The organism is Burkholderia torrens (genome assembly GCF_984668525.1).
Genome location: NZ_OZ480211.1, coordinates 1,927,447 through 1,952,369, shown reverse-complemented (window position 1 = coordinate 1,952,369; position 24,923 = coordinate 1,927,447). Strand labels below are relative to the sequence as shown.

The window sequence follows — 24,923 nt, the reverse complement described above, 5'->3', positions numbered from 1 at the left end:
TGCATCTGCAATCGGGGTCTTTCTTTCAAGAAGCGTGCCAGCCTGCGACAAGGCACTGGCCGATGTGCCAGCCGCTTGATTCGGCTCGGATTTCCGGCGTGCCGGCAGCGGCGTGAAGGTGCCGGTGGCGTCCGAGCGACGATGAGGACTGCCATTGCTGGCAGTGTCGTGGCAGAATTGGCAGTCTGCCTGGCAGTCCGTCCGGGCGCTTCTTCACCGAGCGAGCCGCCGCATGAATCCGCGCGACACCATCCCGATCGTTCCCGCGCCGCGTCGCGACGCGATGCCCGACGTGCGCGCGCTCGTCGCGTATCTCGAGCAGGACCCGCAGCCGATGATCGTGGTCGACCCCGACTACCGCATCCTCGCGGCGAACGATGCGTACCGGCGCCAGTTCGGCGTGGCGGGCGTCGAGCACGTGGGCCGGCACTGCTTCCAGGTGTCGCATCACTACGACGTGCCGTGCGACCAGGCCGGCGAGCATTGCCCGATGAAGCAGGCGCTCGAGTCGCGCGGGCTGAACCGCGTGCTGCACATCCATCACACGCCGCGCGGCCCCGAGCACGTCGACGTCGAGCTGCGGCCGATCTTCGATGCGGACGGCAACGTGATCGCCTATGTCGAGCGGCTGACGACGGTGCGCAGCGCGTCCGCGCAGCCGAGCGCGGAAGGGCTCGTCGGCGGCGCCGATGCGTTCAATGCGGCGCTCGGCGCGCTGCAGCGCGTGGCACCCTCGACGCTGCCGGTGCTGCTGCTCGGCGAATCGGGCACCGGCAAGGAACTGTTCGCCCGCGCGCTGCACGAGGCGAGCGATCGTGCGATGGGGCCGTTCGTCGTCGTCGATTGCTCGGGGATTGCCGAGACGCTGTTCGAGAGCGAACTGTTCGGTTACGAGAAAGGCGCGTTCACGGGCGCGAACCAGCGCAAGCCGGGCCTCGTCGAAACGGCGCAGGGCGGCACGCTGTTTCTCGACGAGATCGGCGACGTGCCGCTGCCGATGCAGGTGAAGCTGCTGCGGCTGATCGAGTCGGGCACGTTCCGGCGCGTGGGCGGCGTCGAGGCGCTGCGCGCCGATTTCCGGCTCGTCGCGGCCACGCACAAGCCGTTGCGCGAGATGATCGACGACGGCCGGTTCCGGCAGGACCTGTACTACCGGATCAACGCGTTTCCGATTCCGCTGCCGGCGCTGCGCGAGCGGCGCGGCGACGTCGCGCTGCTGGCCGAATCGATCCTGCGGCGCATCGCGAATGCGCGCGGCAAGTCGGGCGATGCGAGCGCCCGGCCGTACGTGCTGACCGAGCGCGCGCGTGCGTGCCTCGATGCGTATGCATGGCCCGGCAACATCCGCGAACTGCGCAACGTGCTCGAACGCGCGTGCCTGTTCGCGGACGATGGAACGATCCGCGTCGAGCATCTGCCCGCCGAACTCGTCGCGGCCGCGGCGGCGCCGCAGGATCGCGCGGCCGATGGGCGCGGCCTGTCGGATGCGGAACTCGTGCGCATCGCGCGCACGTTCGACGGCACGCGCAAGGCGCTCGCCGAGCAGCTCGGGTTGAGCGAGCGGACGCTTTACCGGCGGATGAAGGCACTCGGGCTCGGTGCGCGCGAGCGGTGAGCGGGCGAGTGGCGCGCGGCTGGCGGCGGCACGCGGCTTTGCCGATAATGGCGCGTTCGATTTCAGTGTTGTCACCGTCGCCGATGAAAAGACATGCCCTTTCGCGTTGCCTGTTGCTTGCCGTCGCAGTGCTGGCCAGCCCGGCGCACGCCGCCGACTACACATGGACCGATGCGGCCGGCGCGCACGCGGTGACGCTGGCCAGAACCGAATCCGGAGACGATGTTGAACTCAAGGTATCCGCGACGCTCGACGGCCGTCCCGACTGGACGGTGCGGGATTACGTGAAGGCATGCCCGGTCGACTTGATTCTCGACGTCGTACCGAAGTCGATCGAAATGCGCGACCTGCTCGGCAACGGCCGCAAGCAGTTCCTGTTCGCGTACAAGATCGGCTGCCGCGGCGACATCAGCGCCGATCAGGTGAAGTACTTCCTGATCGACACGGGGACGAAATACGTGCTGCGCGGCGAGGAAACGGTCACGGTCAACGGCAAGTTCGTCGACGGCGGCGCGGCGCCCGTACCGAACGCGGACTTGAAGGCGCAGCCTGCGTTTCTGCGTTACATGACGCAGCGCTGGCGGGGGATCAGCGTGCGCAACGACTAGGCGGGCGCCCGGCCGTTGCGCGCGAGTCCGGCTGCCAATGGTGAAACGGGCGGCACACGGGCAACCCGCGTGCCGCCCGCCCGTCATGCGATCAACGCACCGGCGCCAACTGTGCCATCGCCGCGCGCACGAAACCGAGCAGCGTATCGTCGGTCCACGAGTCCTTCGTGAGCGCCGGCTCGTTCATCAGCGCCTGGCGGAATTTCGCATGCGTGGCCGGATCGTGGCCCGCGTAGCTGCAGAACAGCTCGAGCCAGCGCTGCGCGAGCGCGCGGCCTTGCGGCGAATCGGGCTGCGCGCCCGCATCGATCGCGTCGCGCACGTCGGCCATCAGTTGCGGCCATTCCATCGAACGTTCGCCGTAGTGCGCGCGCATGAAGCGGATCTCGTCCGGCGCGAGATACTTCTCGAAGATCCGCATCTTCGTTTCCGCCGAAGCGCGCAGCACATAGTCGCGCAACGCGGTCGAAATGCCGATCTTCGACTGCATCGACGGTTCGTGCTCGTGCATCAGGTTCAGCTTCGCGAGCAACCGCGGATCGTTGTTCGTGTCGCGTACCAGCAGCGCCATCCAGCGCGCGGCGAGCGCACGCACGCGCTCGTCCTCGGCGGGCACGCCCGCATCGTGCAGCACGCGGACCTCATCGATGAGCGCGATCCATTCCGCGTCGCCCGTCTGGCTCTTCCGGTACATCGGCAGGCGCGCGAGTTCTTCCTCGGAGAAATATTTGTCGTACACGGTCATCAACTCCAGTGTGGTGAGCCAATCGGCCAGTTCCGGCTCGGTGCCCGCCGTGAGCTGCGCATGCAGGCTCGCGAGCCGCTCGCGCAGCTGCGCGGTTTGCGCGAGCTGGCGGTCGAGCAGCGCGATCTGCTTCGCGACGAGCTCGACGAGCGGGGTGCCGGGCTGGTTCAGGTGATCGCCGATTTCGGTGAGCGACAGGCCGAAGCGACGCAACGCCTGGATCTGGTGGAGCCGGGCGATGTCGTGGCGGTCGTACAGCCGGTAGCCGTTGTCGGCGCGCGCCGAAGGCGTCAGCAAACCGATCGCGTGATAGTGATGAAGCGTGCGGACGGTCAGCCCGCTGCGTTTCGCCAGTTCTCCCACTTTCAGTCGCATTCGTTCCTCCGTTCGGTACGCACACTGGAGTCTCGAACGTTACGCTACGTGAGGGTCAAGCGGAAGTTCGGCGATCGGACGCGCGCGGGGCCGTGCCGCACGCGCCCGATCGAGGGGCCGGTTTATTGCGGCGAAGGCGTGGTGTCGGGCGTGGCCGCGCGTGCTTCGCGGCCGGCCGTGCTGTCGCCGGCCGCGTTGCCGTTCTGGCCGGGCTGGCCGGCTTGGTCGTCCTTGCCGGTCGGCGGCGTGCCCATCGCCTGGTAAAGGCGCGCGGTATCCGCGAACCGCGCGCCGGTCGCGCGAATCTCGTCGAGCCGCGCATTGCGGTACTGCAGTTCGCTCGCACGCGCGGCCGACGGCGGCAGCGCGCCGAGCCGCACACGGGCGGCCGCGTCGTCGTAGGCGCCGCGCGCGGAAAGCGCGGCACGCGACGACGCATCGAGCGCTTCCGCATCGTGTTCGAGCGCCGCCAGCGAATCGGCGACGTTCTGGAACGCGCCGAGCACGGCCTGCTTGTACTGGTCGACCGCGGCCTCGTAGGTCGCCTTCGCCGCGCGACGCTGGGCGAGCAGCGCGCCGCCGTGGAAGATCGGCTGGCTCAGCGACGCACCGACGTTCCAGATCGCGCCGGCGCCCGACAGCATCGTCGGCCAGCTGAAGCCGCCTTTGCCCATGGCCGCCGACAGCGACAGCTGCGGGAACATCTGCGCGGTCGCGAGGCCCACTTCGGCGGCGGCGGCCTTCAGCCCCGCATCGGCTGCCTGGATGTCCGGCCGGCTTTTCAGCAGGTCGGACGGCACGACGACGGGCACCTGTTCGGGCAGGTGCAGATCGGCGAGCGTGAGGTCGGCCGGCGGCCGGTCGGGCGTGCGGCCGACCAGCACCGCCAGCGCATGGCGGGCCGAGTCGCGTTGCTGGCGCAGCGCGGGCAGGCTCGCCGCGAACGTGTCGGCGCTTTGTCGCGCGTTCAGCGCGTCGCTGCGCGATGCCGAACCGAGCGCATGCCGGCGCTCTGCGTCGTGCGCCTGGTCGTTCGCGAGCGCGACGAGCCGCTCGGTCGTGTCGATCTGCGCATTGAGCACCGACACGGTGATCGACGCGGTGACGATGTTCGCGGCGAGCGCGCGCCGCGCGGATTCGAGCTGGAACGCGCTGACGTCGACGCGTTTCGCGAGCGCGCGGTTCGCGAAGCGCGACACGCCGAACAGGTCGACCGTGTAGCTCGCCTGCAGTTGCCCGACGAACGTGTCGTACAGCAGCGTCGGCGCGCCGAGCGCGGGAATCGGCACGCCGAGCGCGCGCTGGCGCGTGGCCTGGCCGACCGCGTCGATCGACGGCAGCATCGAACTGCCGATCTGCCCGCGCAGCTGTTCGCGCGCGGCATCGAGCGAATGCGACGCCGCACTCAGCGTCGGGCTGTTGCGCAGCCCTTCGTCGACGAGCGCGTTCAGCGCATCGGAGCGGTACTGCTTCCACCAGTCGGGCACCGGCTGCGCGCCGACTTCGAACTGCTGCGCGACGCCTTGCGCGGACACGGTCTGCTGGATCTGCGGCACGCTGCCGTAGTGCGCGGGCGACGGCATCGCGGGCGGCTCGCCGCTCGGCGCGAACCACGCGCAGCCCGCGAGCGGGCCGGCGAGGCTTGCCACGGCAAGCGCCCGCACGGCTTTCGTTTTCAGGGTCATCGATCGATCCATGGTCAGGCTCCCGACGGCGCGGCAGGCGTGGCGCCTGGCGGCGGGCCGTCCTGCGGGTCGCGTTCGTCGCGCTTCACGCGGAACCACGTCGCGTACAGCGCAGGCAGGTAGAACAGCGTCAGCACGGTCGCGCTCGTGATGCCACCCATCAGCGCGGTCGCCATCGGCCCGAAGAAGTTCGAGCGCAGCAGCGGGATCAGCGCGAGCACGGCGGCCGCGGCCGTCAGCGTGATCGGCCGGAAGCGCCGCACGGTCGCGCCGATGATGGCGTCGACGCGGCCGTGGCCGGCCGCGATGTCCTGCTCGATCTGGTCAACGAGGATCACCGAGTTGCGCATGATGATCCCAAACATCGCGATCACGCCGAGCATCGCGACGAAGCCGAACGGCTGGCCGAACAGCAGCAGCGTCGCGACCACGCCGATCAGCCCGAGCGGCGCGGTCAGCACGACCATCAGCACGCGCGAGAAGCTCTGCAGCTGGATCATCAGCAGCGTGAACACGGCGATCGCCATCAGCGGCATCTGTGCATTGATCGACGTCTGCGCCTTCGCGCTTTCCTCGACCGAGCCGCCGATGTTGATCTGATAGCCGACCGGCAGTTGCGCACGCAGCGCGTTCAGCTTCGCGTCGACCGCATGCGTGACGTCGATGCCCTGGGCGCCGGCGCGCACGTCCGACTGCACGGTGATGGTCGGCTGGCGGTCGCGCTCCCACACGACGCCGTATTCGAGCGTCGGCGTGAAGCGGCCGAGCGAGCCGAGCGGCACGGGGCCGTTCGGCGTCGGCAGCGCGAGACCCGCGAGCTTCGCCGGATCGACGCGGTCGGCGCGCGGCGCGCGCAGGTCGACGGCGATCAGCTTGTCGCGCTCGCGATACTGCGTGACGGTCGTACCGGACAGCGTCATCGCGAGGAAGCTCGACACGTCCTGCGACGTGACGTTCAGCTCGCGCGCCTTCTTCTGGTCGATCTCGAAGCGCACCGAGCGCTCGGCCGGCTCGTCCCAGTCGAACTGCACGTTGACCGTGCGCGCATCGCCGCGCATCGTCGCCGCGACCTTCTCGGCGATCGAGCGGACCGTCGCGATGCTATCACCGCTCACGCGGAACTGCACCGGATAGCCGACCGGCGGGCCGTTCTCGAGCCGCGACAGGCGCCAGCGTATGGCCGGGAACCGGTCGCGCAGCGTGGTTTCGAGCCAGGTTGCGAGCTTCTCGCGATCCTCGACCGATTTCGCGGTGATCACGAACTGTGCGAAGTTCGGCAGTTGCAGCTGCTGGTCGAGCGGCAGGTAGAAGCGCGGCGCGCCGCTGCCGACGAAGTTCACCGAATGGTCGATCTCGGGGCGCTTGTCGATCGCTTTCTCGAGGCGCTCGGTTTCGCGCAGCGTCGCCGCGAACGACGCGCCTTCGGGCAGCCGCAGGTCGACCAGCAGCTCGGGCCGGTCGGAGCTCGGGAAGAACTGCTGCGGCACGAGCGTGAAGCCCATCAGTGCGACGACGAAGAGCGCACCCGTGATCAGCAGCACGACGAAGCGCCGCTCGATGCACCAGTCGATCCAGCCGCGCAGCCGCCGGTAGAAGCGCGTGTCGTAGATGTCGTGCTCGTGGTCGTCGGGCAGGTGTGCCTCGTGCGCGTGCCGCTTGCGCTCGGGCAGCATGTGATAGCCGAGCAGCGGGATCAGCACGACGGCCGCGAACCACGACGCGATCAGCGCGATCGCCGACACTTCGAAGATCGAGCGCGTGTATTCGCCGGTGCTCGATTTCGCGAGCGCGATCGGCAGGAAGCCCGACACCGTGACGAGCGTGCCCGTCAGCATCGGGAACGCGGTGCTCGTGTACGCGAACGCGGCGGCGCGCGCGCGGCTGTAGCCCTGTTCGAGCTTCACGGCCATCATCTCGACCGCGATGATCGCGTCGTCGACGAGCAGCCCGAGCGCGAGCACGAGCGTGCCGAGCGATACCTTGTGCAGCCCGATGTCGAACAGGTACATGAAGAGCGCGGTGACCGCGAGCACGACCGGAATCGAGATCACGACGACCATCCCGGTGCGCAGGCCGAGCGACACGAGGCTCACGACCAGCACGATCGCAACCGCTTCGGCGACGGCTTCGAGGAAGTCGTCGACCGAATGCGAGACCGCGTGCGGCATGCTCGACACCAGCGTCAGCTTGAGGCCGGCCGGCAGCTGCGCCTGCAGGTCCTTCGATTCCGCGTCGAGCGCCTTGCCGAGCCGGATTACGTCGCCGCCCGGCTGCATCGTGACGCCGATGCCGAGCACGGCTTTGCCGTTCGTACGCATCTGCGTGACGGCCGGGTCGTCGTAGCCGCGCTTCACGGTCGCGAGATCGCCGAGCCGGAACGTGCGGCCGTTGATGCGGATCACCGTATCGGCGATCGCGTCGACGTTGTCGAACTGGCCGCTCGGCCGCACGAACACGCGATCGTCGGCGGTCGTCAGCACGCCGGCCGACGAGATGTCGTTCTGCGCGTTGATCGCCTGCCCGAGCTGCTGCGGCGAAATGCCGAGGCGCGTGAGCTGGGCGTTGTTCACCTCGATGAAGATCCGCTGGTCGGGGTCGCCGAAGTAGTCGACCTTGCCGACGCCCGGCACGCGCAGCAGCACGGTGCGCAGCTGGTCCGCGTAGTCGTGCAGTTGCGCGGGCGTGAAGCCGTCGCCCTCGAGCGTCCAGATGTTGGTGTAGACGTCGCCGAACTCGTCGTTGAAGAACGGGCCCTGCACGCCGGGCGGCAGCGTGTAGCCGATGTCGCCGACTTTCTTGCGGATCTGGTACCAGGTCTCGGGCACGTCCTTCACGGGCGCCGAATCCTTCATCGTGAAGAAGATCAGCGATTCGCCGGGGCGCGAATAGCTGCGCAGGAAGTCGATGGCCGGCGTTTCCTGCAGCTTGCGGCCGATCCGGTCGGTCACCTGTTCCTGCACCTGCCGCGCACTCGCGCCGGGCCAGAACGTACGGATCACCATCACGCGGAACGTGAACGGCGGGTCTTCGGATTGCGCGAGCCGCGTATAGGCGAGGATGCCCGCGAGCGTCGCGAGCGCGATCAGGTAGACGACGAGCGCCTGGTGGCGCAACGCCCATGCCGACAGGTTGAAGCGGCCTTCTTCGTGGGGCGTACTCACGATGCGGAGTCCTCCGGATGCAGCGGCGCGATCGCGCGCACCTTCTCGCCCGCGCTGACCGTATGCACGCCCTGCAGCACGACGCGTTCGCCCGGCTGCAGCCCGTGCGACACGGTCACGGTGCGCTCGTTGAAGCGCGCGACGTCGACGCGGCGCAATTCGAGCGTGTCGTCCTTCGTGCGCACGACCCACACGGCCGGTTGCGCGCCGTCGTGGAACAGCGCGGTCGCGGGCAGCGTGATCGGCTGCGCGTTGTCGGCGGCCGGTGCGCCGTCGAATGCGACGTTCGCGGTCATCCCGAGACGGATCGCCGGATCGGGCGTGGCGAGCGTAAGCTTCACGCGATAGGTGCGGCTTTGCGGATCGGCGGCCGGCGCGATTTCGCGCACCTTCGCCGTAAACTGGCGGCCCGGCAGCGACGGCAGCGTGACGGTCGCCGCATGGCCCGGCGCGAGCGAGGCGAGCGCGGCCTCGGGCACGTCGCTGACGACATCGACGTCGCCCGACCACGCGAGCTGGTAGACCGGCTGGCCGGCCGACACGTTCTGGCCGGTATCGGCCTGTTCGGCGGTGATGAAGCCCGCGTGATCGGCGACGAGCGTCGCGTAGCGGAGCTGGTTCTTCGCGAGCGCGAGCTGCTGCTGCGCCTGGTCGCGCTGCGCGAGCGCCGACGTGTAGCTGTTCTGCGTCTGTTCGAGCTGCGCGGTCGCGATCAGGTTTTCATGCGCCTGCGCACGGTCGCGGTCGAGCTGCTGCTTCGCGAACGCGAGGCTGTGCGTCGCGGCATCGAACTGCGCCTGCGCGCTCGCGGCGTTCTTCTCGACGTCGGACGGATCGAGCAGCGCGACGATCTGGCCGACCTTGACCGTATCGCCGAGGCGCACCTTGCGCTCGATGATCTTGCCGGCGATGCGGAACGACAGCGGCGTTGCATAGCGCGGCTGGATGTCGCCGGGCAGTGTGCGTGCGGCCGCGGCGGTGTCGGCCCGCGCGGGCAGCGCGACGACGGGGCGCGGCGCGGGCGGCGCGGATTCTTTTGGATGACATGCGGCAAGGACGAGCGCGGCGCCGATCAGCAGCGCGGCGCGGGAACCGGAGCGATTCACGAAACCCCCAGGTGAGGTGGAGCGGAACGAGGTCGGCAAGCGCGGCGGGCGCTTGCCCCAGGCGACGCCGGCACGGGCGTGCGGACGGCACATTCAGAAACTGTGGCGAATTCTAATACACACCTGTATCTGAATGCAAAGATGAATATGAAAGGGGAATGGTGCTAGACTGCGCGCCATGAAACCACAGCGCTTAACTCGCGAGCAGAGCCGGGACCAGACGCGTGAGCGTCTGTTGACGGCCGCGCATCGCATTTTTCTGAAGAAAGGCTATGTGGCCGCGAGTGTCGAAGACATCGCGGCGGCGGCCGGCTATACGCGCGGTGCGTTCTATTCGAATTTCCACAGCAAGTCCGACCTGCTGCTGGAGTTGCTGGAGCGCAACCACGAGGAGGTGCGGTCCGACTTCCAGGCGATTTTCGAAGAGGGGGGCACGCGCGAGCAGATGGAATCGATGGCGCTCGCGTATTACCGGACGCTGTTTCGCGACGACGAATACTCGCTGCTATGGGGCGAGGCGAAGCTGCAGGCGGCGCGCGACGCGAAGTTCCGCGTGCGCTTCAACCAGTTCCTGCACGGCAAGCGCGTGCAGATGGCGGAATTCATCGAGCGCTTCGCCGAGCGCTCGGGTACGCCGCTGCTGCTGCCGGCCGATACGCTCGCGTTCGGGCTGATGTGCCTGTGCGACGGCGTGCAGTCGTATTACACGGCCGATCCGCAGCACGTATCGGTCGACGTGGCCGAATCGGTGCTCGCGGGATTCTTCGCGCGGGTCGTGCTGGGGCGGGCGCCGGACTGACCGGCGCGGGCGGATCGGCGGCCGCGTGTCAGCGCTCGCCGGTCATCCGCCGGTATGCGTCGAGCAGCGAGGTCTTGTAGACGACGCCCGCGAGCGTCGGCTCGGCTTCGCTTTCGATCACCGGCAGCCGTTCGCCCTGGAACGCCATGAAGCGTTCGAGCGCGGTCGCGAGCGGCATGTCGGGCGTGAGGAGCGGAAACGGCGTATGCGCGTAGTGCGCGGCCGTCTTGTCGGTCGTGTCGCGCTTGTCGAGCAGGTCCGACGTGATGTCCTTCAGCGCGACCGCGCCGCGGAAGCGCCCGGCGTCGTCCGTCACGTACAGGTACTTCACCGGGTATTCGAGAAACACGCGCGTCATGTCGGCGACGCTCGCCGTGAGCGGGACGACCGTCTGCGCGGGCTGGATCAGCTCGCGCATCTGCGTGGTGCGCAGCCGCTGCCGCTCCTGCGCGTCCTGGTAGTGGTGCTGCGTGATCTCGTACATCGACGTCGTGCCCGTCGCGCGCGCGACGAAATATGCAAACACGCACGACACCAGCAGCGGCAGCACGACCTGGTAGCTCAACGTCATCTCGAAGATCATCAGGATCGCCATCAGCGGCGCCTGCGTGGCGCCGGCCATGAACGCACCCATCCCGACGATCGCGTAAGCGAAATAGGCCGACGTATGGCCGGGCCACAGCGCTTCCATCGCGAGCCCGAACAGCGAGCCGAACACCGCGCCGACGAACAGCGTCGGCGTGAACACGCCGCCGATCGCGCCCGAGCCGGCCGTCGCGGCGGTCGCGATCACCTTGAACACGAGCACGGCGACGAGTGCCTGCCAGGTCCACGGCGAATGGAGGATGTGGTTCACGACGCTGTAGCCGTTGCCCCAGACGTCCGGAATCCATACCGAGATCACGCCGACGACGAGGCCGCCGAGCGCGAGCCGCACGGGCAGCGGCACCGGCAGCCGCTTGAACTGGTTCTTCGATGCGTCGAGCAGGTGCAGGAACTGCGGCGCGAGCACGCCGCACAGCGCGCCGAGCACGACGAACAGCAGGACCTCGGGGCCCGTGACGGCCGGAAACACCGGCATTTCGTACGGCGGCCGGTAGCCGACGAATTCGCGCATCACGATGTTCGCGACGACCGACGCGACGACCATCGGCCCGAAGCTTTCCATCGCGATCGTGCCGAGCACGATTTCCGACACGAAGAACGCGCCGGCGATCGGCGCGTTGTACGCGGACGTGATGCCGGCGGCGGCCCCGCAGGCGACCAGCAGGCGCAGGCGCGGCGGGTCGAAGTGCGCGAAGCGGCCGACGAGCGACGCGGCCAGCGCCGCGAGCTGCACCATCGGGCCCTCGCGGCCGATCGAGCCGCCGCTGCCGATCGTCAGCAGCGACGACACGCTGCGCCACAGGCTCTGCCGGACCGGCACGACGCCGTTGCCGAGCGCGACCGATTCCATGTAGTCGGTCTTGGCGGCCTGCCTGTCGCCGCGCGTCGCGAGCAGCAGCACGCAGCCGGCGAGGAAGCCGCCGGCTGCCGGCATCCAGAACCGGACGTACCACGGGAGGCTCTTGGCCATCTGCACGAAGCTGCCGCTTTGCCCGGAGATCAGCCGCTGCATCAGGTCGATGCCCTCGCGGAACGCCATCGTGGCAAAGGCGCCGCCGACGCCGACGATCGCCGACCAGATCAGCATCGTATGGGCGTCCGACAGGCGGAACAGCTTTTGGGCGCGAGTGCGCAGCTTCAGCAGGAACGAGAGCACGGCTGAAAGAGGGCGATGGAAAACGACGCGAAGCATAGCACTGCGCCGCGCCCGCGGGACTTCCCCGTCGGGCGCGGCGCGCGAACCGTCACGGGCGTGCGGCTCAGCCAAGCCAGTGCTGCACGGCCCAGGTGATCGCGTAGCCGCCGGCGATCAGCCACACGTACAGGATCAGGCCCGTCATCAGCGCCCGCGGGCCGGCGGCGCGGATCTGCGCGACGCGCGTCTCGATGCCGAGCGCCGTCATGGCCATCGTCAGCGCGAAGGTGTCGAGCACGTTCAGCGTATGCGTGACGGCGGTCGGCAGCACGTTCAGCGAATTGACGATCACGAAGCCGAGGAAGCCGAGCGCGAACCAGGGCACGGCCACCTTGCGCTTGCTCTGCGCGTCGCCGGCCGTTGCGCGGGCCGAGCGGGCGAGCCACCAGCCGAGCGCCAGCAGCACGGGGACCAGCAGCATCACGCGCGTCATCTTCACGATCGTCGCGACGTGCGCGACCTCGGGGCTGATGTCGCTCGCCGCGCCGACCACCTGCGCGACTTCATGGATCGTGCCGCCGAAAAACAGCCCGAGGCCGGCCGGATCGAGGTTCAGCAGCCCGGCGTGATAGGCGAGCGGGTACAGGAACATCGACAGCGTGCCGAACAGCACGACGCTGCCCACGGCCATCGCGCTCTGGTGCGGCTTCGACTGCAGCGTCGATTCGAACGCGAGCACGGCGGCCGCGCCGCAGATCGCGCTGCCCGCGGCGGTCAGCAGCGCCGCGTCGCGGTCGAGCTTCATCAGCTTCATGCCGGCCCAGGTGCCGATCACGAGCGTGCTGACGACGACCAGCACCGACACCGTGAGGCCCGGCAGGCCGACCTGCGCGATTTCCTGCAGGCTCACGCGCAACCCGAAGAACGCGACCGCGATGCGCAGCAGCTTGCGCGCGGAGAAATTGACGCCCGCCGCCCAGCTGGCCGGCATGCCGTCGCGCAGCGCGTTGCCGTACAAGGCGCCTGCGACGATGCCGACGATCAGCGGCGACAGGCCGAGCGCCGCGACCGCGGGAAGCTCGGACAGGCTCGTGACGGCGGCGGCGAACAGCGCGACGAACAGCACGCCGTTCAACTGGCCGCGCATCGACGGCGCGGCATGGCTGAGATGGGGAGTCGGAGCAGTGGACATGGAAGCACCGTATGGAGCGTGTTGCGATGCTGTAATCCTAATTTTGTTATATCGATATGAAAAATTGTGATTTGTGACGTAAACTATCCGGAAAGCCGATAATTCATCCCCATGACCCCGGATCAACTGATAACGTTCGCCGCTGTCGCCGAACACCTGAACATCAGCCGCGCCGCCGTGGCATTGCATCTGTCGCAGCCGGCCGTGTCGGGCCAGTTGCGGCTGCTGCAGGACGAATTCGGTGAGCCGCTGTACCAGCGCGACGGCCGTGGCATCCGCCTGACGCCGGTCGGCGAGCAACTCGCGCAGTACGCGAAGGCGCAGCGCGATACGTTCGCGCAGGCGCGTGCGTTTCGCGACGCGGTGCGCGGGCTGGAAGCCGGCACGCTGCGCATCGGCGCGAGCACGACGCCGGCGAGCTACCTGCTGCCATACCTGATCGCGGCGTTCCAGCCGCTCGCGCCGCGCGTGACGATCCAGACGATGAGCGGCAATACGGCCGACGTGGTGGCCGCGCTGCCGTCGCTCGACATCGCGCTGATCGAGGGGCCGCCCGGCGAGGCGTTGCCGCCCGGCACGGCCGTCCATGCGTGGCACGAGGACGAGATCGTCGCGATCGTGCCGGCCGGCCATCCGCTGGCCGCGCCCGGCTACGACGCGGGCGTGACGCTCGATGCGCTCGCCGCGCACCCGCTCGTGCTGCGCGAGGCGGGCTCCGCCGTGCGGCAGCTCGTCGAGCGCGCGTTCGCGCACGGCGGCGCGCCGATGCGCGTCGCGTTCGAGATCGCCGGCGTCGAGGCCGTCAAGGAGGCCGTGCGAGCCGGGATGGGCGTCGGGTTCGTGTCCGCGATGTCGCTGCGCCACCAGGATGCGGCGCTTGTGCTGCGCTCGCTCGCGCCGGCGCCGCTCACGCGCCATTTCTCCATTCTCGTGCCGCACGGCGGTGCGCCGTCGCGGGTCGCCGCGCAATTCCTCGACATGAGTCTCGCGCAAGACCTCGCCTGAGCGGCCGACGCCGCGCCGGGAACATGCGTTGCGCACCGTCGGGCGCGTACTGGTGCGGTGCACTATCTTAGGGATTTCCTCTATGGCGTGGGCCTGACGCGAGGCGCACCATCCGTCTCAAGCAAATGGAACCGGTTCCATTCCGGTAAAAAAGGGCAACATGGCAGACATCGTGATCGTGGCGAGCGCATTCGGGATGGACCGCGTGCGCCAGGAGGGCCACAGCGCATTCATCGCGACCGTGGCGGCATCCGGTGCGACCGGTTTCGAGGTGCGGCGCGAACTGTTCGCGTCGGATGACGACACGGCCCCCGGCGCGCTGGCCGCGCTCGGCGCGCAGATCGCCGGCCACGGGCTGTGGTCGGTCTATTCGACGCCGGCCACGCTGTATACGGAAACGGGGGCGCTGGATGCCGACGCATTGCGCGACGCGCTCGCGGAAGCCGACGCGCTCGGCGCGCGCTTCGTGAAATTCCAGCTGGGCGGTTTTGCCGGCGACGCTCATGCCGCCGACATCGTTGCGTTGTCGCGCGGCGCGAACGCGCGGGTGGTGGTCGAGAATGGCCAGCTCCAGGTCGGCGGCGCGTTCGCGCAGTTCCGCGGGCTGTTCGACGCGCTGGCCGCGGCCGGCCTGCACGATGCGCTCGGGATGACGTTCGACATCGGCAACTGGCAGTGGCCGGGCGAAGCGCCGCTCGACTGCGCGCACGTGCTCGCGCCGCACGTGGAATACATTCATTGCAAGGCCGTCGAGGGTGAGGGCGCGCGCCGCTTCGCGGTCGCGCCGGCGCCGAACGACGCGCTCGTGACCGGCGTGCTCGCGGCGCTGCCGCCGCAGGTGCCGCGCGGCATCGAGTTCCCGTTCGACGCGGCCGACCTGGCGGGCGATGCCTGCCGCCGTGTCGCGTGGCTCGCGACCGCTTGACCGCAGAAGGATCCCGAGGAGTTCATTCATGAAAGCAGCACTCGATGTCGTGACCTACGGCGAAGCGATGGCGATGTTCGTCGCGACCGAGCCCGGCCATCTCGCGCACGCGGGTCAATTCACGAAGCGGATCGCGGGCGCCGACCTGAACGTCGCGATCGGCCTGTCGCGGCTCGGTTTCCGGGTTGGCTGGATGAGCCGGGTGGGCCGCGATTCGTTCGGCGGCTACGTGCTCGACACGCTCGCGCGCGAAGGCATCGACGCGTCGTGCGTGACCGTCGATCCGCGTTACCCGACCGGTTTCCAGCTGAAGTCGCGCAACGACGACGGCAGCGACCCGACCGTCGAATATTTCCGCAAGGGTTCGGCCGCGAGCTACCTGTCGTGCGACGACTATGTGGCCGACTACGTGCTCGGCGCGCGCCATCTGCACCTGACGGGCGTCGCGCCGGCGATCTCCGCGACCTCGTGCGAACTGGCGTTCCGGCTCGCGCGCGAGATGCGCGCGGCCGGCAAGACGATCTCGTTCGACCCGAACCTGCGCCCGACGCTGTGGCCGTCCGCCGACGTGATGGCGAAGACGCTGAACGCGCTCGCGACGCTCGCCGACTGGGTGCTGCCGGGCCTCGCCGAAGGGCGCCAGCTGACCGGGCACGACACGCCGGCCGACATCGCGGGCTTCTATCTCGCGCGGGGCGCGCGCGGCGTCGTGATCAAGCTCGGCGAGCAAGGCGCGTATTTCCGCACGGCCGACGGCCGCGAGGGCACGGTCGTGGGCGAGCGTGTCGAACGGGTGGTCGACACGGTCGGCGCCGGCGACGGCTTCGCGGTCGGCGTGGTCAGCGCGTTGCTGGAAGGCAGGAGCGTCGAGCAGGCGGTCGCGCGCGGCAACCGGATCGGCGCGCTCGCGATCCAGGTGATCGGCGATTCGGAAGGCTTGCCGACGCGCGAAGCCCTCGACCGACTCGAAAATGTCAGCAATCGCGCCGATCGCTTAGAGGAAATCGTCACCGCGCAATGAGAGGCCGGACACGGCACAATCCGCGGATCCATTTCGTGCACGACGCACACTTAGTTTGTTGGAGGCCGGACGGGCGCCGAAGCGCCAAGTCCGGTCGACATACGGAGACACTCTCATGGCAACCAATCTCGCAGCCCGTCGCTGGTGGACGATCATGCCGATCGTGTTCATCACGTACAGCCTCGCTTACCTCGACCGCGCGAACTACGGGTTCGCGGCAGCGGCCGGCATCAATCAGGATCTCGGCATCGGCAAGGGCCTGTCGTCGCTGATCGGCGCGCTGTTCTTCCTCGGCTACTTCTTCTTCCAGATCCCCGGCGCGATCTATGCGGAACGCCGCAGCGTGAAGAAGCTCGTGTTCGTCAGCCTGATCCTGTGGGGCGGCTGCGCGGCGCTCACGGGCGTAGTCAGCAACATCCCGTCGCTGATGGCGATCCGCTTCGTGCTCGGCGTGGTCGAGGCGGCCGTGATGCCGGCGATGCTGATCTACATCAGCAACTGGTTCACCAAGAACGAGCGCTCGCGCGCGAACACGTTCCTGATCCTCGGCAACCCGGTCACCGTGCTGTGGATGTCGATCGTGTCGGGTTATCTCGTGCATGAATTCGGCTGGCGCCACATGTTCATCGCCGAAGGCGTGCCGGCCATCATCTGGGCCGTGTGCTGGTGGTTCCTCGTGCAGGACAAGCCGGCCGATTCGCCGTGGCTCACCGCGCAGGAAAAGCGCGACCTCGACGCCGCGCTCGTGGCCGAGCAGGCAGCGATCAAGCCCGTGCGCAACTATGGCGAGGCATTCCGCTCGCCGGCCGTGATCAAGCTGTGCGCGCAGTATTTCTGCTGGAGCATCGGCGTGTACGGCTTCGTGCTGTGGCTGCCGTCGATCGTCAAGAACGGGTCCGACCTCGGGATGGTCGCGACCGGCTGGCTGTCCGCGCTGCCGTATCTCGCGGCGACGATCGCGATGCTCGCCGCATCGTGGGCGTCCGACAAGGTCGGCTCGCGCCGCGGCTTCGTGTGGCCGTTCCTGCTGATCGGCGCAGCCGCATTCGCCGCGTCGTACGCGCTCGGCTCGTCGCATTTCTGGATCTCGTATGCGCTGCTGGTCGTCGCGGGCGCCGCGATGTATGCGCCGTACGGCCCGTTCTTCGCGATCGTGCCGGAGCTGCTGCCGAAGAACGTCGCCGGCGGCGCGATGGCGCTGATCAACAGCATGGGCGCGCTCGGCTCGTTCGTCGGCTCGTACTTCGTCGGCTACCTGAACGGTGCGACCGGGTCGCCCGTCGCGTCGTATGCGTTCATGAGCGCCGCGCTCGTCGCCGCGGTGATCCTCACGCTGTCCGTCAAACCCCAGGCGCGCGATGCGCATCCGCTCGCCGCGCCGCTGCAAGGAAAATGAAACATGAAGCCCCGTATCGTCGCGTACAAGCCGCTGCCCGATGACGTTCTCGCGTACCTGCGCGAGCATGCGGACGTCGTGCAGGCCGACGGCGCCGACGCGCTTGCCGCCGCACTCGGCGACGCGGACGGCGCGATCGGCGCGAGCCTGAAGGTCACGCCGCGGATGCTCGACGGCGCACCGCGGCTGAAGGCGTGGTCGACGATCTCGGTCGGCTACGACAACTTCGACGTCGCCGACCTGACGCGCCGCGGCATCGTGCTCGCGCATACGCCGGACGTGCTGACCGAGTCGACCGCCGATACGGTGTTTTCGCTGATCCTGGCGTCCGCGCGGCGCGTGGTCGAACTGGCCGAGTGGGTCAAGGCCGGGAACTGGCATCGCAGCATCGGCCCCGACCTGTACGGCACCGACGTGCAGGGCAAGACGCTCGGCATCGTCGGGCTCGGGCGGATCGGCGGCGCGGTCGCGCGCCGCGCCGCGCTCGGCTTCCGGATGCAGGTGCTGTACGCGAACCGCTCCGCGCACGCGCAAGCCGAGACGCAGTACGGCGCGCGGCGCGTGACGTTCGACGAGCTGCTCGCACAGTCGGATTTCGTGTGCCTGCAGGTGCCGCTGTCGCCGGAAACGCGCCATCTGGTCGGCGCGCCCGAATTCGCGAAGATGAAGCGCGACGCGATCCTGATCAACGCGTCGCGCGGGCCCGTCGTCGACGAAGCCGCGCTGGTCGATGCGCTGCGCGCGGGCACGATCCGCGGCGCGGGGCTCGACGTGTTCGAGCAGGAGCCGCTGCCGGCGGATTCGCCGCTGCTGCAGATGAAGAATGTCGTCGCGCTGCCGCATATCGGCTCGGCGACGCACGAGACGCGCCACGCGATGGCGCGCTGCGCCGCGGAAAACCTGGTCGGCGCGCTGGCCGGCACGCTGCGCACGAATCTCGTCAATCCGGACGCGCTCGCGCACGCGTGAGCCGCATCCGGCAGCCGCCCGGCGCGGCGGCGGCGCGGTTAGAGGCGATGATCTTGGTGCGGGAGGGCTGGCTGCGTTATGATCGCCCGCTCTCGTCGCATCGACGGCCCGGCTGCATGGCCGGTGGCGTCGCGCGGCGGGTATCCGCGCCAGGTCCGGGCGGCCGACTGCCGACGCACGCGACTCGCGGGCGCTGATCGACCGCGAAGCACGGGATCAGTGCAGGCGCAGAAGCGCTCAGACAGGGGAGTCCGCCGGGTGGCTTACGTTTCCAACAACAAAGGTCCGTCTGCTCACGAAGCGGCGCGGATCGCACGTCGCGAGGCACGACAGTGACCGATTCGCAACCTTCCACGACGCGTCCGGCGACGATCAGCGACGTCGCGCGCGAGGCCGGCACGGGCAAGACCAGCGTGTCGCGCTACCTGAACGGCGAGACGCATGTGCTGTCCGTCGATCTGCGCCAGCGGATCGAGTCGGCGATCGCGCGGCTCAACTACCGGCCGAACCAGATGGCGCGCGGGCTCAAGCGCGGCCGCAACCGGCTGCTCGGCATGCTCGCGGCCGACCTGACCAATCCTTACACCGTCGAAGTGCTGCAGGGCGTCGAGGCCGCGTGCCATGCGCTCGGCTACATGCCGCTCATCTGTCACGCGGCGAACGAGGTCGAGATGGAGCGGCGCTTCCTGCAGCTGCTCACGACCTACCGTGTCGAAGGGCTGATCGTCAACGCGCTCGGCGCCGACGAAGACGTGCTGCGCCCGCTGCGCGGCGCGGGCATTCCGGCCGTGCTCGTCGACCGCACGGTCGAGGGCTTCGAGGCAGACCTGATCGGCCTCGACAACGCCGACGCGATCGAGACGGCGCTCGCGCACCTGGTCGAACACGGCTTCGACGCGATCCATTTCGTCGTGCAGCCGTTCGAGCGCGTCAGCTCGCGGCGCGCGCGCGAGGCCGCGTTCCGCGCGGCGCTGGACGCGCGCGGGCTGCCGGTGCCGCCGACGGTCGTGCTCGACCTGAACGCGCCCGACGCGGCCGCCGCGGCGCTTGCCGACATCGACACCCGCATCGACGCCGCGGCGCGGCGCGGCGTGCGCGCGGCGCTGTTCGCCGCGAACGCGCCGGTGGCGCTCGCGATCGCGCGCCACCTGCGTGCGCGTTTCGGCGCCGCGTGGCAGCAGAAGGCGGCGCTGCTGTCGATCGACGATCCGGAGTGGGCCGAGCTGATCGGCATCACGACGATCCGTCAGCCGACCTACGAAATCGGCTACAAGGCCGTCGAATTCGTGCACGAGCGGATCGACGGCGCGGCGGGCGACGTGCGCGTCGCGATGCTGCCCGGCGAGCTGTGTGCGCGCGCGTCGACCGCAAGCTGAGTATCATTCGGGGCACGCAGCGCGCCAGGTGCGCTGCCCCGAACAAGGAAATACATGACTGTCGCTCCCGTCACGCTGGCGCTGCTGATCGCCGCCACGCTGATCATCGCGCTGCTGCCGCTCGTCCTCTTCCGCATCCTGCGCAAGCCGCTTGCACTCAACCGCCGCGACACGATCGTCGGTGTCGCCGTCTTCACGCTGTTCGCGATGATCGTCGAGCGTGCGTTCCACGGGCTCGTGCTGAGCCACACGCCTGAAGACGGCTGGCTGACGCAGCCGCTCGCGTTCGTCGCGTACGGCGCGCTCGCGACGGCCGTCTTCGAGGAAGTCGGCCGCTATCTCGGGATGCGTTTCCTGAACCGCCGCTACGGCGAATCGGCCGGCGACGGTCGCGGGATCGGCTACGGGATCGGTCACGCCGGTGCCGAAGCATGGTTCGTCGGCGTGCTCGTGTGGGGCCAGTGGTCGTATCTCGCATGGCTCGCGGGCCGCGGCCAGCTCGAGACGCAGCTGTCCGACCTGCCGGTCGACACCGTGGTGCGGCTGCACATGATGCTCGCGACGCTGTCGGCACAGTCGATCTTGCTGTTGCTGCTCGAGCGCTGCTCGGCGTTCGCGGTGCAGGTGGCGCTGTCGGTGCTGGTGTGGCGCGGCGTGCGTGCCGGCCGCGCGGGCGTGTTGCCGCTCGCGATCGTGCTGCATGCGCTCGCGGCCGTGCCGGCGCTGTTGTACCAGGTGCGCGCGCTGCCGGCCGCGTGGGTCGAGGCCGTGTATTTCGTGCTGGCCGCGGCCCTGGTGGTCGTGCTGGTGAAGACGTGCCGGCCGTCGCGCGCGGCGGCCTGACGGGAGAGCGGAATGGACGACTATCTGATCGAATGCCAGAGCGCGGAATTCGACGCGCTCGCGCGCGTGATCTGCGATCTTTTTCCGGAGCAGACGCGCTTTGCCGAAAGCAGCGACGCGCGCGGGCGCTTCCTGTCCGTGCACTGGCTCGCGATGCGTTTCGGCGCGACGCCGAAGCGGATGACGCTCGCGATCCGTATCGTGCCGGCGGCACTCGCGCGCTACCTGGCGCTCAAGCCGATGCAGCGCGCGCGCAGCCATGCGGTGCTGCATGCGTATACGGAAGCGATGCTCGGGTCGCTCGAGGAGCGGCACGCGGCCGGCGAGGCCGTCGAGCGCGACGCGGAACTCGAACTCGACGAAGACTTTGCGTGAGCGACGGCGCCGGCATCGCGCCGGCGCGGCGAATCATGCGTCGCGGTACACCTGCGCGAAGCGCTGCGCCTGCACGACGCCATAGTCGCCGGGTGCGTACTGCATGACCCAGTCGCCGGCGACACCGCGCAGCGTGTCGCCGTTTTCCGAGCGGGCGATCGTGAACGGCTCGTCCATCCGGCGCGCGAGCACGATGGCCGGCCGGTTCCGGTAGGCGCCCGGCGTGCCGTGCGCGAGTGCCGGATCGGCGGGCAGGTATTTGGCGTCGAAGCGAGCTCGCGACACGACCCAGCGGTCGCCTGTCGAGCCGGTGATCAATGCGTCGCCCGCCACATAGCGGTTCGGGCCTTCGAGGCTCATCAGTTCGCCATCGACATCCGCGAAATCCACGGCGACGGTTTCGTCCTTGACGACGCGACGGGCCTGCGGGTCGGTACGCAGATCGAGTTGCTTGAGTTCGAGCATGGCGGGAAGGAGCGGGAAAGCTGGAAAAGCCGGGAGCTTATCCCGAATTCGGCGCGCCGTGTGGCGCGCCGGTCGCCGGCAGGGGCGCGGCGCCGTCCGGCCCGCGCGGGCACGGCACTGCGCCGGCGCGGCGGGCGTCAGGGCTGCGCGGGTGCGCTGGCGGCCGGCGCGGCCGCCGCCTTGCCTTCCTTGCCCTTCGTCTTGCCCTTGCCGCCGTGCTCGCCGCCATGGTGCAGCCAGCCGCGGAAGGTCGTGTCGGCCAGCGCCTTCTGTTCGGCCGGGAAGCTCTGGTAGAGCGGGGCGAAGGCTTCGGCAAGCTTCTTCGCGCCGTCGGCGTTCGCCTGCGACAGTTCCGCATACTGCTTCATGTCGTCGATCGCGGAGACGTCGTGCTTGGCCATCCGTTCGCTGTAGAGGCGGCCCATCGTTTCGCCGTTGTCGCGCATCGTATCGGCGAACGTCTTCCATTGCGGTTCCTGCGCCGACGTGATCTTCAACTGATCGTGCAGGTACTTGATGCGCTGCTCGATGCGCGCTTCATGGCGTGCCGCGCGCTGCTCGGCGCTCGGGGCCGACGCAGCGGCCGTCGTGGCCGGAGCCGGGGCGGGCGCTTGCGGCTGGGCCGGGGTTTGCGCGAACGCACTGGCTGCAACGGCGAGCGTAGCGAGGGTGAGCGAGATTTTCTTCATGGTTGGCTCTCCGGGGTGATGTCGTGCGAGCGGGCGCGGCGGCTGCTGCCGCAAGCGCGCATCTCGCGTCGCACGCTATTAGTAGCACGCCGCGTGCGGCGCAGCAGGGAATGCGACACTTGCTTACATCCGATACGAATCGAAATCGAAAGGTTCGAACCCGGGCGATGGCGGTTGGGCGCACCGGCGTTCGGCGCTATCATCGCGTCACCTTCCACTCAGCCGGCGCGTTGCGCACCGGCCCAGTCTCATGCGTCCACCTCGCCTCGACCAACTCGACGATCTCGACCGGCAACTCGTCGCGCTGCTGCAAGCCGATGCGCGCGCCAGTGTCGCGGATCTCGCGCGCCAGCTCGACGTCGCGCGCACGACGGTCGTCGCACGCATCGCGCGGCTCGAACGCACCAACGTGATCGCCGGCTACAGCGTCCGGCTCGGGCAGGACGTGCTCGACGCGAGCATTTACGCGTACGTCGGCATCATCCTCACGCCGAAGTTCGGCAAGGACGTGTTGCGCAAGCTCGACCGGATGCCCGAAGTGCAGCTGCTGTGCGCGGTGAGCGGCGAGTACGACTACGTCGCGTGGCTGCGCGCCGATTCGCCCGAACGGCTCAACGACCTGCTCGACCAGATCGGCACGCTCGAAGGCGTCGAGCGCACGACGACGTCGATCATCCTGTCGCGCAAGATCGATCGCGGGACGATCGGCGGCTGACGCTTCGGTCGCATTTGTATCGCACGCAGCGGCTCAATCAGCCGTCGGTCCGGTCGCGCGGCTGCGCTGCACGTGACGGCCGCGCGAGCGGAATCCGCACCGATACACGCAACCCGTGCGCGGCCCGCTCGTCCGCATACGCGAGCGTGATGTCGGCGCCCATCCGGTCCGCGAGGATCTTCACGATCGACAGGCCGAGCCCGGAGCCGATCTGCGCGTTGCCGGGCACGCGGTAGAACGGATCGAACACGCGCTCGCGCTCCTGCGGCGCGATGCCCGGCCCGCTGTCGACGATCGTCACGCACGCATGCGTATCGGTGCATGACGTCGACAGGTCCACGCGACCGCCGGCCGGCGTGTAGCGGATCGCATTGTCGACCAGGTTCATGACCAGCGATGCGAGTTCGAGTTCGTCGACGCTCACGCGGGCGTCCGGGCCGTCGTCGATGCCGATGTCGAGCGCCTTCTCCTCGGCGAGCGGCATCAGGTCTTCCAGCACGCGGCGATAGATCGCATGCACGGAGACGGCGCCGGGCGGCGCGGCCGGCGCGCTTTGCGCCCGCGCGAGCGCGAGGAGCTGCCCGATCAGGTGGCGGCTGCGGTCGAGCCCGCCGCGCAGCGCGGCGAGCCGTGTGCGCGCGTCGTCCGGCAGTTCGATGTCGGCCAGCCGCTCGGCCTGCAGGGACATCGCGGTGAGCGGCGAGCGCAGTTCGTGGGCGGCGTCGGCGACGAAGCGGCGCTGCGCATCGACCGATTGCGCGACGCGCGCGAGCATCCGGTTGATCGCGACGACGAACGGCCGCACCTCGACCGGCACGTGCTCGGCCGGCACCGGGCGCAGGTCGTGTTCGTCGCGCGCGTCGATCCCGGCGGACAGCGCGGCGACCGGACGGAACAGCTTGCGCACGAGATCGGCGACGAGCAGCAGCAGGATCGGCACGAGGATCAGCAGCGGCAACGCGGTACGCCACGCGCTCTCGCGCGCGACGTCGTCGCGCATGCCGGCTGCCTGGGCGACCGCGATGCGCTCGCCGTTCGCGAACGTACGGACCATCACGCGATAGGCGTTGCCACCGGCATCGACCGTATGCAGCCCGTCGGCGAGCGTCGGCGGCAGTGCGAGCTGAGGCGCGCCGTCGGTGCGCGGTTGCCGTGCTTGCGGATCGGCGCCGAGCGGCTGCACGATCACGCGCGACAGCTCGTCGCTCTCGCGTGCGGGCCCGGCGCCCGCCGCATGCGGCGCAGGCGCACGCTGGCGGTCGAGCAGCGTCGCGACCTCGCGCAGCACGTCGTCCTGCAATTCGTGCGCTTCATCGAACGCCGATGAAAACGCGAACGCGGCGGCAATGGTGGCGACGACGAGGATCGCGGCCGACAGCGCGACCGACAGGCGGAACCCGATCGACTCGTTCAGGCGCTTCTTGAAACCATCCATCCGGCCCCCCTGACGTTCTTGATCACGGTGCTGCCGAGCTTGCGGCGCAGCGAATGGATCAGGAATTCGACCGCGTTGCTTTCGACTTCCTCGCCCCAGCCGTACAGTCGATCCTCGAGCTCGCGCCGCGACAGGATCGCGCCGGGGCGTACCAGCAGCGCACGCAGCAGCGAGAACTCGCGGTTCGACAGCGCGACCGGCGGTTGTCCGTCGACGGTCGCTTCGCGCGTGGCGGGGTCGAGCGACACGATTCCGTTGCCGAGCAGCGGCGCGGCCGAACCGGCGCGGCGCCGGATCGCTACGCGAATCCGGGCGAGCAGCTCGGCCATGTCGAACGGCTTGACGATGTAGTCGTCGGCACCGCCGTCGAGGCCGCGCAGGCGATCGTCGAGCCCGTCGCGCGCGGTGACGATCAGCAGCGGCGTGCCGGCGTCCTTCGCGCGGATGCCGGCCAGTACGTCGAGCCCGTCGCGGCCGGGCAGGCCGAGGTCGAGCAGGACCAGGTCGTAGGGCTGAGCGGCGAACGCGGCTAGCGCGCGCCCGCCGTCGTCGACCCAGTCGGTGGCGTACGACGCGTCCTTCAGCGCGGCATGGACGGCCTCGCCGATCATCGGGTCGTCCTCGACGAGCAGTATTCGCATGCGTGTTCTCCGTGCCGCGCAATCGCCGCCAGCGTATGCGA

At 69.2% G+C, this 24,923-nt stretch carries 22 protein-coding genes; 12 read left to right on the top strand and 10 right to left on the bottom strand.

What is annotated here, in order from left to right:
- Positions 1-232 precede the first annotated feature (232 nt).
- On the top strand, positions 233-1,615 hold the full coding sequence (locus AC5LXX_RS08925) for a sigma-54 interaction domain-containing protein (protein WP_493409249.1): 1,383 nt from the start codon (positions 233-235) through the stop codon (positions 1,613-1,615).
- Between the two features lie 83 nt (positions 1,616-1,698).
- The gene (locus tag AC5LXX_RS08920) at positions 1,699-2,223 is read left to right on the top strand and encodes a M949_RS01915 family surface polysaccharide biosynthesis protein (RefSeq protein ID WP_493409248.1); all 525 of its coding nucleotides are present in this window, start codon (positions 1,699-1,701) and stop codon (positions 2,221-2,223) included.
- A 91-nt stretch (positions 2,224-2,314) separates the two neighbouring features.
- On the opposite strand, the gene AC5LXX_RS08915 is transcribed toward AC5LXX_RS08920, so the two are convergent.
- The 4 genes from AC5LXX_RS08915 to AC5LXX_RS08900 form a co-directional block, all read right to left on the bottom strand.
- Positions 2,315-3,343 (bottom strand): MerR family transcriptional regulator, encoded by a 1,029-nt coding sequence (locus tag AC5LXX_RS08915; protein WP_493409247.1) that lies wholly within the window; start codon positions 3,341-3,343, stop codon positions 2,315-2,317.
- A gap of 122 nt (positions 3,344-3,465) precedes the next feature.
- A complete protein-coding gene (locus tag AC5LXX_RS08910) occupies positions 3,466-5,040 on the bottom strand; it encodes an efflux transporter outer membrane subunit (RefSeq protein ID WP_493409246.1) in 1,575 nt (524 codons plus the stop codon).
- Between the two features lie 2 nt (positions 5,041-5,042).
- Complete coding sequence (locus AC5LXX_RS08905; protein WP_493409245.1) at positions 5,043-8,189, bottom strand: efflux RND transporter permease subunit; 3,147 nt, start codon at positions 8,187-8,189, stop codon at positions 5,043-5,045.
- The gene (locus AC5LXX_RS08900; RefSeq protein WP_493409244.1) at positions 8,186-9,295 is read right to left on the bottom strand and encodes an efflux RND transporter periplasmic adaptor subunit; all 1,110 of its coding nucleotides are present in this window, start codon (positions 9,293-9,295) and stop codon (positions 8,186-8,188) included. Before AC5LXX_RS08900 ends, AC5LXX_RS08905 begins: the two co-directional genes overlap by 4 nt.
- Before the next feature lie 178 nt (positions 9,296-9,473).
- On the opposite strand from AC5LXX_RS08900, the gene AC5LXX_RS08895 reads away from it, so the two are divergent.
- A complete protein-coding gene (locus AC5LXX_RS08895; protein ID WP_493409243.1) occupies positions 9,474-10,094 on the top strand; it encodes a TetR/AcrR family transcriptional regulator in 621 nt (206 codons plus the stop codon).
- Between the two features lie 28 nt (positions 10,095-10,122).
- On the opposite strand, the gene AC5LXX_RS08890 is transcribed toward AC5LXX_RS08895, so the two are convergent.
- Positions 10,123-11,856 (bottom strand): ClcB-like voltage-gated chloride channel protein, encoded by a 1,734-nt coding sequence (locus AC5LXX_RS08890; protein ID WP_493411109.1) that lies wholly within the window; start codon positions 11,854-11,856, stop codon positions 10,123-10,125.
- 103 nt (positions 11,857-11,959) lie between these two features.
- The gene (locus tag AC5LXX_RS08885) at positions 11,960-13,027 is read right to left on the bottom strand and encodes a YeiH family protein (RefSeq protein ID WP_493409242.1); all 1,068 of its coding nucleotides are present in this window, start codon (positions 13,025-13,027) and stop codon (positions 11,960-11,962) included.
- Between the two features lie 111 nt (positions 13,028-13,138).
- Here AC5LXX_RS08885 and AC5LXX_RS08880 point away from each other — a divergent pair, with 111 nt between their 5' ends.
- The 8 genes from AC5LXX_RS08880 to AC5LXX_RS08845 all read left to right on the top strand — a co-directional run bounded on the left by AC5LXX_RS08880 (position 13,139) and on the right by AC5LXX_RS08845 (position 20,937).
- Positions 13,139-14,032: a LysR family transcriptional regulator gene (locus tag AC5LXX_RS08880; protein WP_124451930.1), complete on the top strand. Its 894-nt coding sequence runs from the start codon at positions 13,139-13,141 to the stop codon at positions 14,030-14,032.
- Positions 14,033-14,192: 160 nt separating this feature from the next.
- On the top strand, positions 14,193-14,957 hold the full coding sequence (locus tag AC5LXX_RS08875) for a sugar phosphate isomerase/epimerase family protein (RefSeq protein WP_493409241.1): 765 nt from the start codon (positions 14,193-14,195) through the stop codon (positions 14,955-14,957).
- 28 nt (positions 14,958-14,985) lie between these two features.
- Positions 14,986-15,978, top strand: a complete 993-nt coding sequence (locus AC5LXX_RS08870; protein WP_493400789.1) for a sugar kinase — start codon at positions 14,986-14,988, stop codon at positions 15,976-15,978.
- Between the two features lie 115 nt (positions 15,979-16,093).
- Positions 16,094-17,374, top strand: a complete 1,281-nt coding sequence (locus tag AC5LXX_RS08865) for an MFS transporter (protein WP_124451924.1) — start codon at positions 16,094-16,096, stop codon at positions 17,372-17,374.
- Positions 17,375-17,377: 3 nt separating this feature from the next.
- Complete coding sequence (locus tag AC5LXX_RS08860) at positions 17,378-18,343, top strand: 2-hydroxyacid dehydrogenase (protein ID WP_493409240.1); 966 nt, start codon at positions 17,378-17,380, stop codon at positions 18,341-18,343.
- 332 nt (positions 18,344-18,675) lie between these two features.
- A complete protein-coding gene (locus AC5LXX_RS08855; RefSeq protein ID WP_493409239.1) occupies positions 18,676-19,719 on the top strand; it encodes a LacI family DNA-binding transcriptional regulator in 1,044 nt (347 codons plus the stop codon).
- A 54-nt stretch (positions 19,720-19,773) separates the two neighbouring features.
- Positions 19,774-20,562, top strand: coding sequence for a YhfC family intramembrane metalloprotease (locus AC5LXX_RS08850; RefSeq protein WP_493409238.1), 789 nt, complete (start codon positions 19,774-19,776; stop codon positions 20,560-20,562).
- A gap of 12 nt (positions 20,563-20,574) precedes the next feature.
- On the top strand, positions 20,575-20,937 hold the full coding sequence (locus tag AC5LXX_RS08845) for a DUF3022 domain-containing protein (RefSeq protein ID WP_124451916.1): 363 nt from the start codon (positions 20,575-20,577) through the stop codon (positions 20,935-20,937).
- Positions 20,938-20,970: 33 nt separating this feature from the next.
- On the opposite strand, the gene AC5LXX_RS08840 is transcribed toward AC5LXX_RS08845, so the two are convergent.
- Together AC5LXX_RS08840 and AC5LXX_RS08835 are read right to left on the bottom strand one after the other, a co-directional pair.
- Positions 20,971-21,402, bottom strand: a complete 432-nt coding sequence (locus AC5LXX_RS08840; RefSeq protein ID WP_322084116.1) for a PGDYG domain-containing protein — start codon at positions 21,400-21,402, stop codon at positions 20,971-20,973.
- A gap of 137 nt (positions 21,403-21,539) precedes the next feature.
- The gene (locus AC5LXX_RS08835) at positions 21,540-22,091 is read right to left on the bottom strand and encodes a Spy/CpxP family protein refolding chaperone (RefSeq protein ID WP_124451912.1); all 552 of its coding nucleotides are present in this window, start codon (positions 22,089-22,091) and stop codon (positions 21,540-21,542) included.
- A gap of 250 nt (positions 22,092-22,341) precedes the next feature.
- Here AC5LXX_RS08835 and AC5LXX_RS08830 point away from each other — a divergent pair, with 250 nt between their 5' ends.
- Positions 22,342-22,806 carry an Lrp/AsnC family transcriptional regulator gene (locus tag AC5LXX_RS08830; RefSeq protein ID WP_006481526.1) on the top strand — a complete coding sequence of 155 codons (465 nt, stop codon included), beginning with the start codon at positions 22,342-22,344 and terminating at the stop codon, positions 22,804-22,806.
- A gap of 37 nt (positions 22,807-22,843) precedes the next feature.
- Here AC5LXX_RS08830 and AC5LXX_RS08825 read toward each other — a convergent pair whose 3' ends face one another.
- Together AC5LXX_RS08825 and AC5LXX_RS08820 are read right to left on the bottom strand one after the other, a co-directional pair.
- The gene (locus AC5LXX_RS08825; protein ID WP_493409237.1) at positions 22,844-24,241 is read right to left on the bottom strand and encodes a sensor histidine kinase; all 1,398 of its coding nucleotides are present in this window, start codon (positions 24,239-24,241) and stop codon (positions 22,844-22,846) included.
- Complete coding sequence (locus AC5LXX_RS08820; protein WP_124451907.1) at positions 24,217-24,882, bottom strand: response regulator transcription factor; 666 nt, start codon at positions 24,880-24,882, stop codon at positions 24,217-24,219. The genes AC5LXX_RS08825 and AC5LXX_RS08820 overlap by 25 nt, the downstream gene beginning before the upstream one ends.
- Positions 24,883-24,923: the final 41 nt, after the last annotated feature.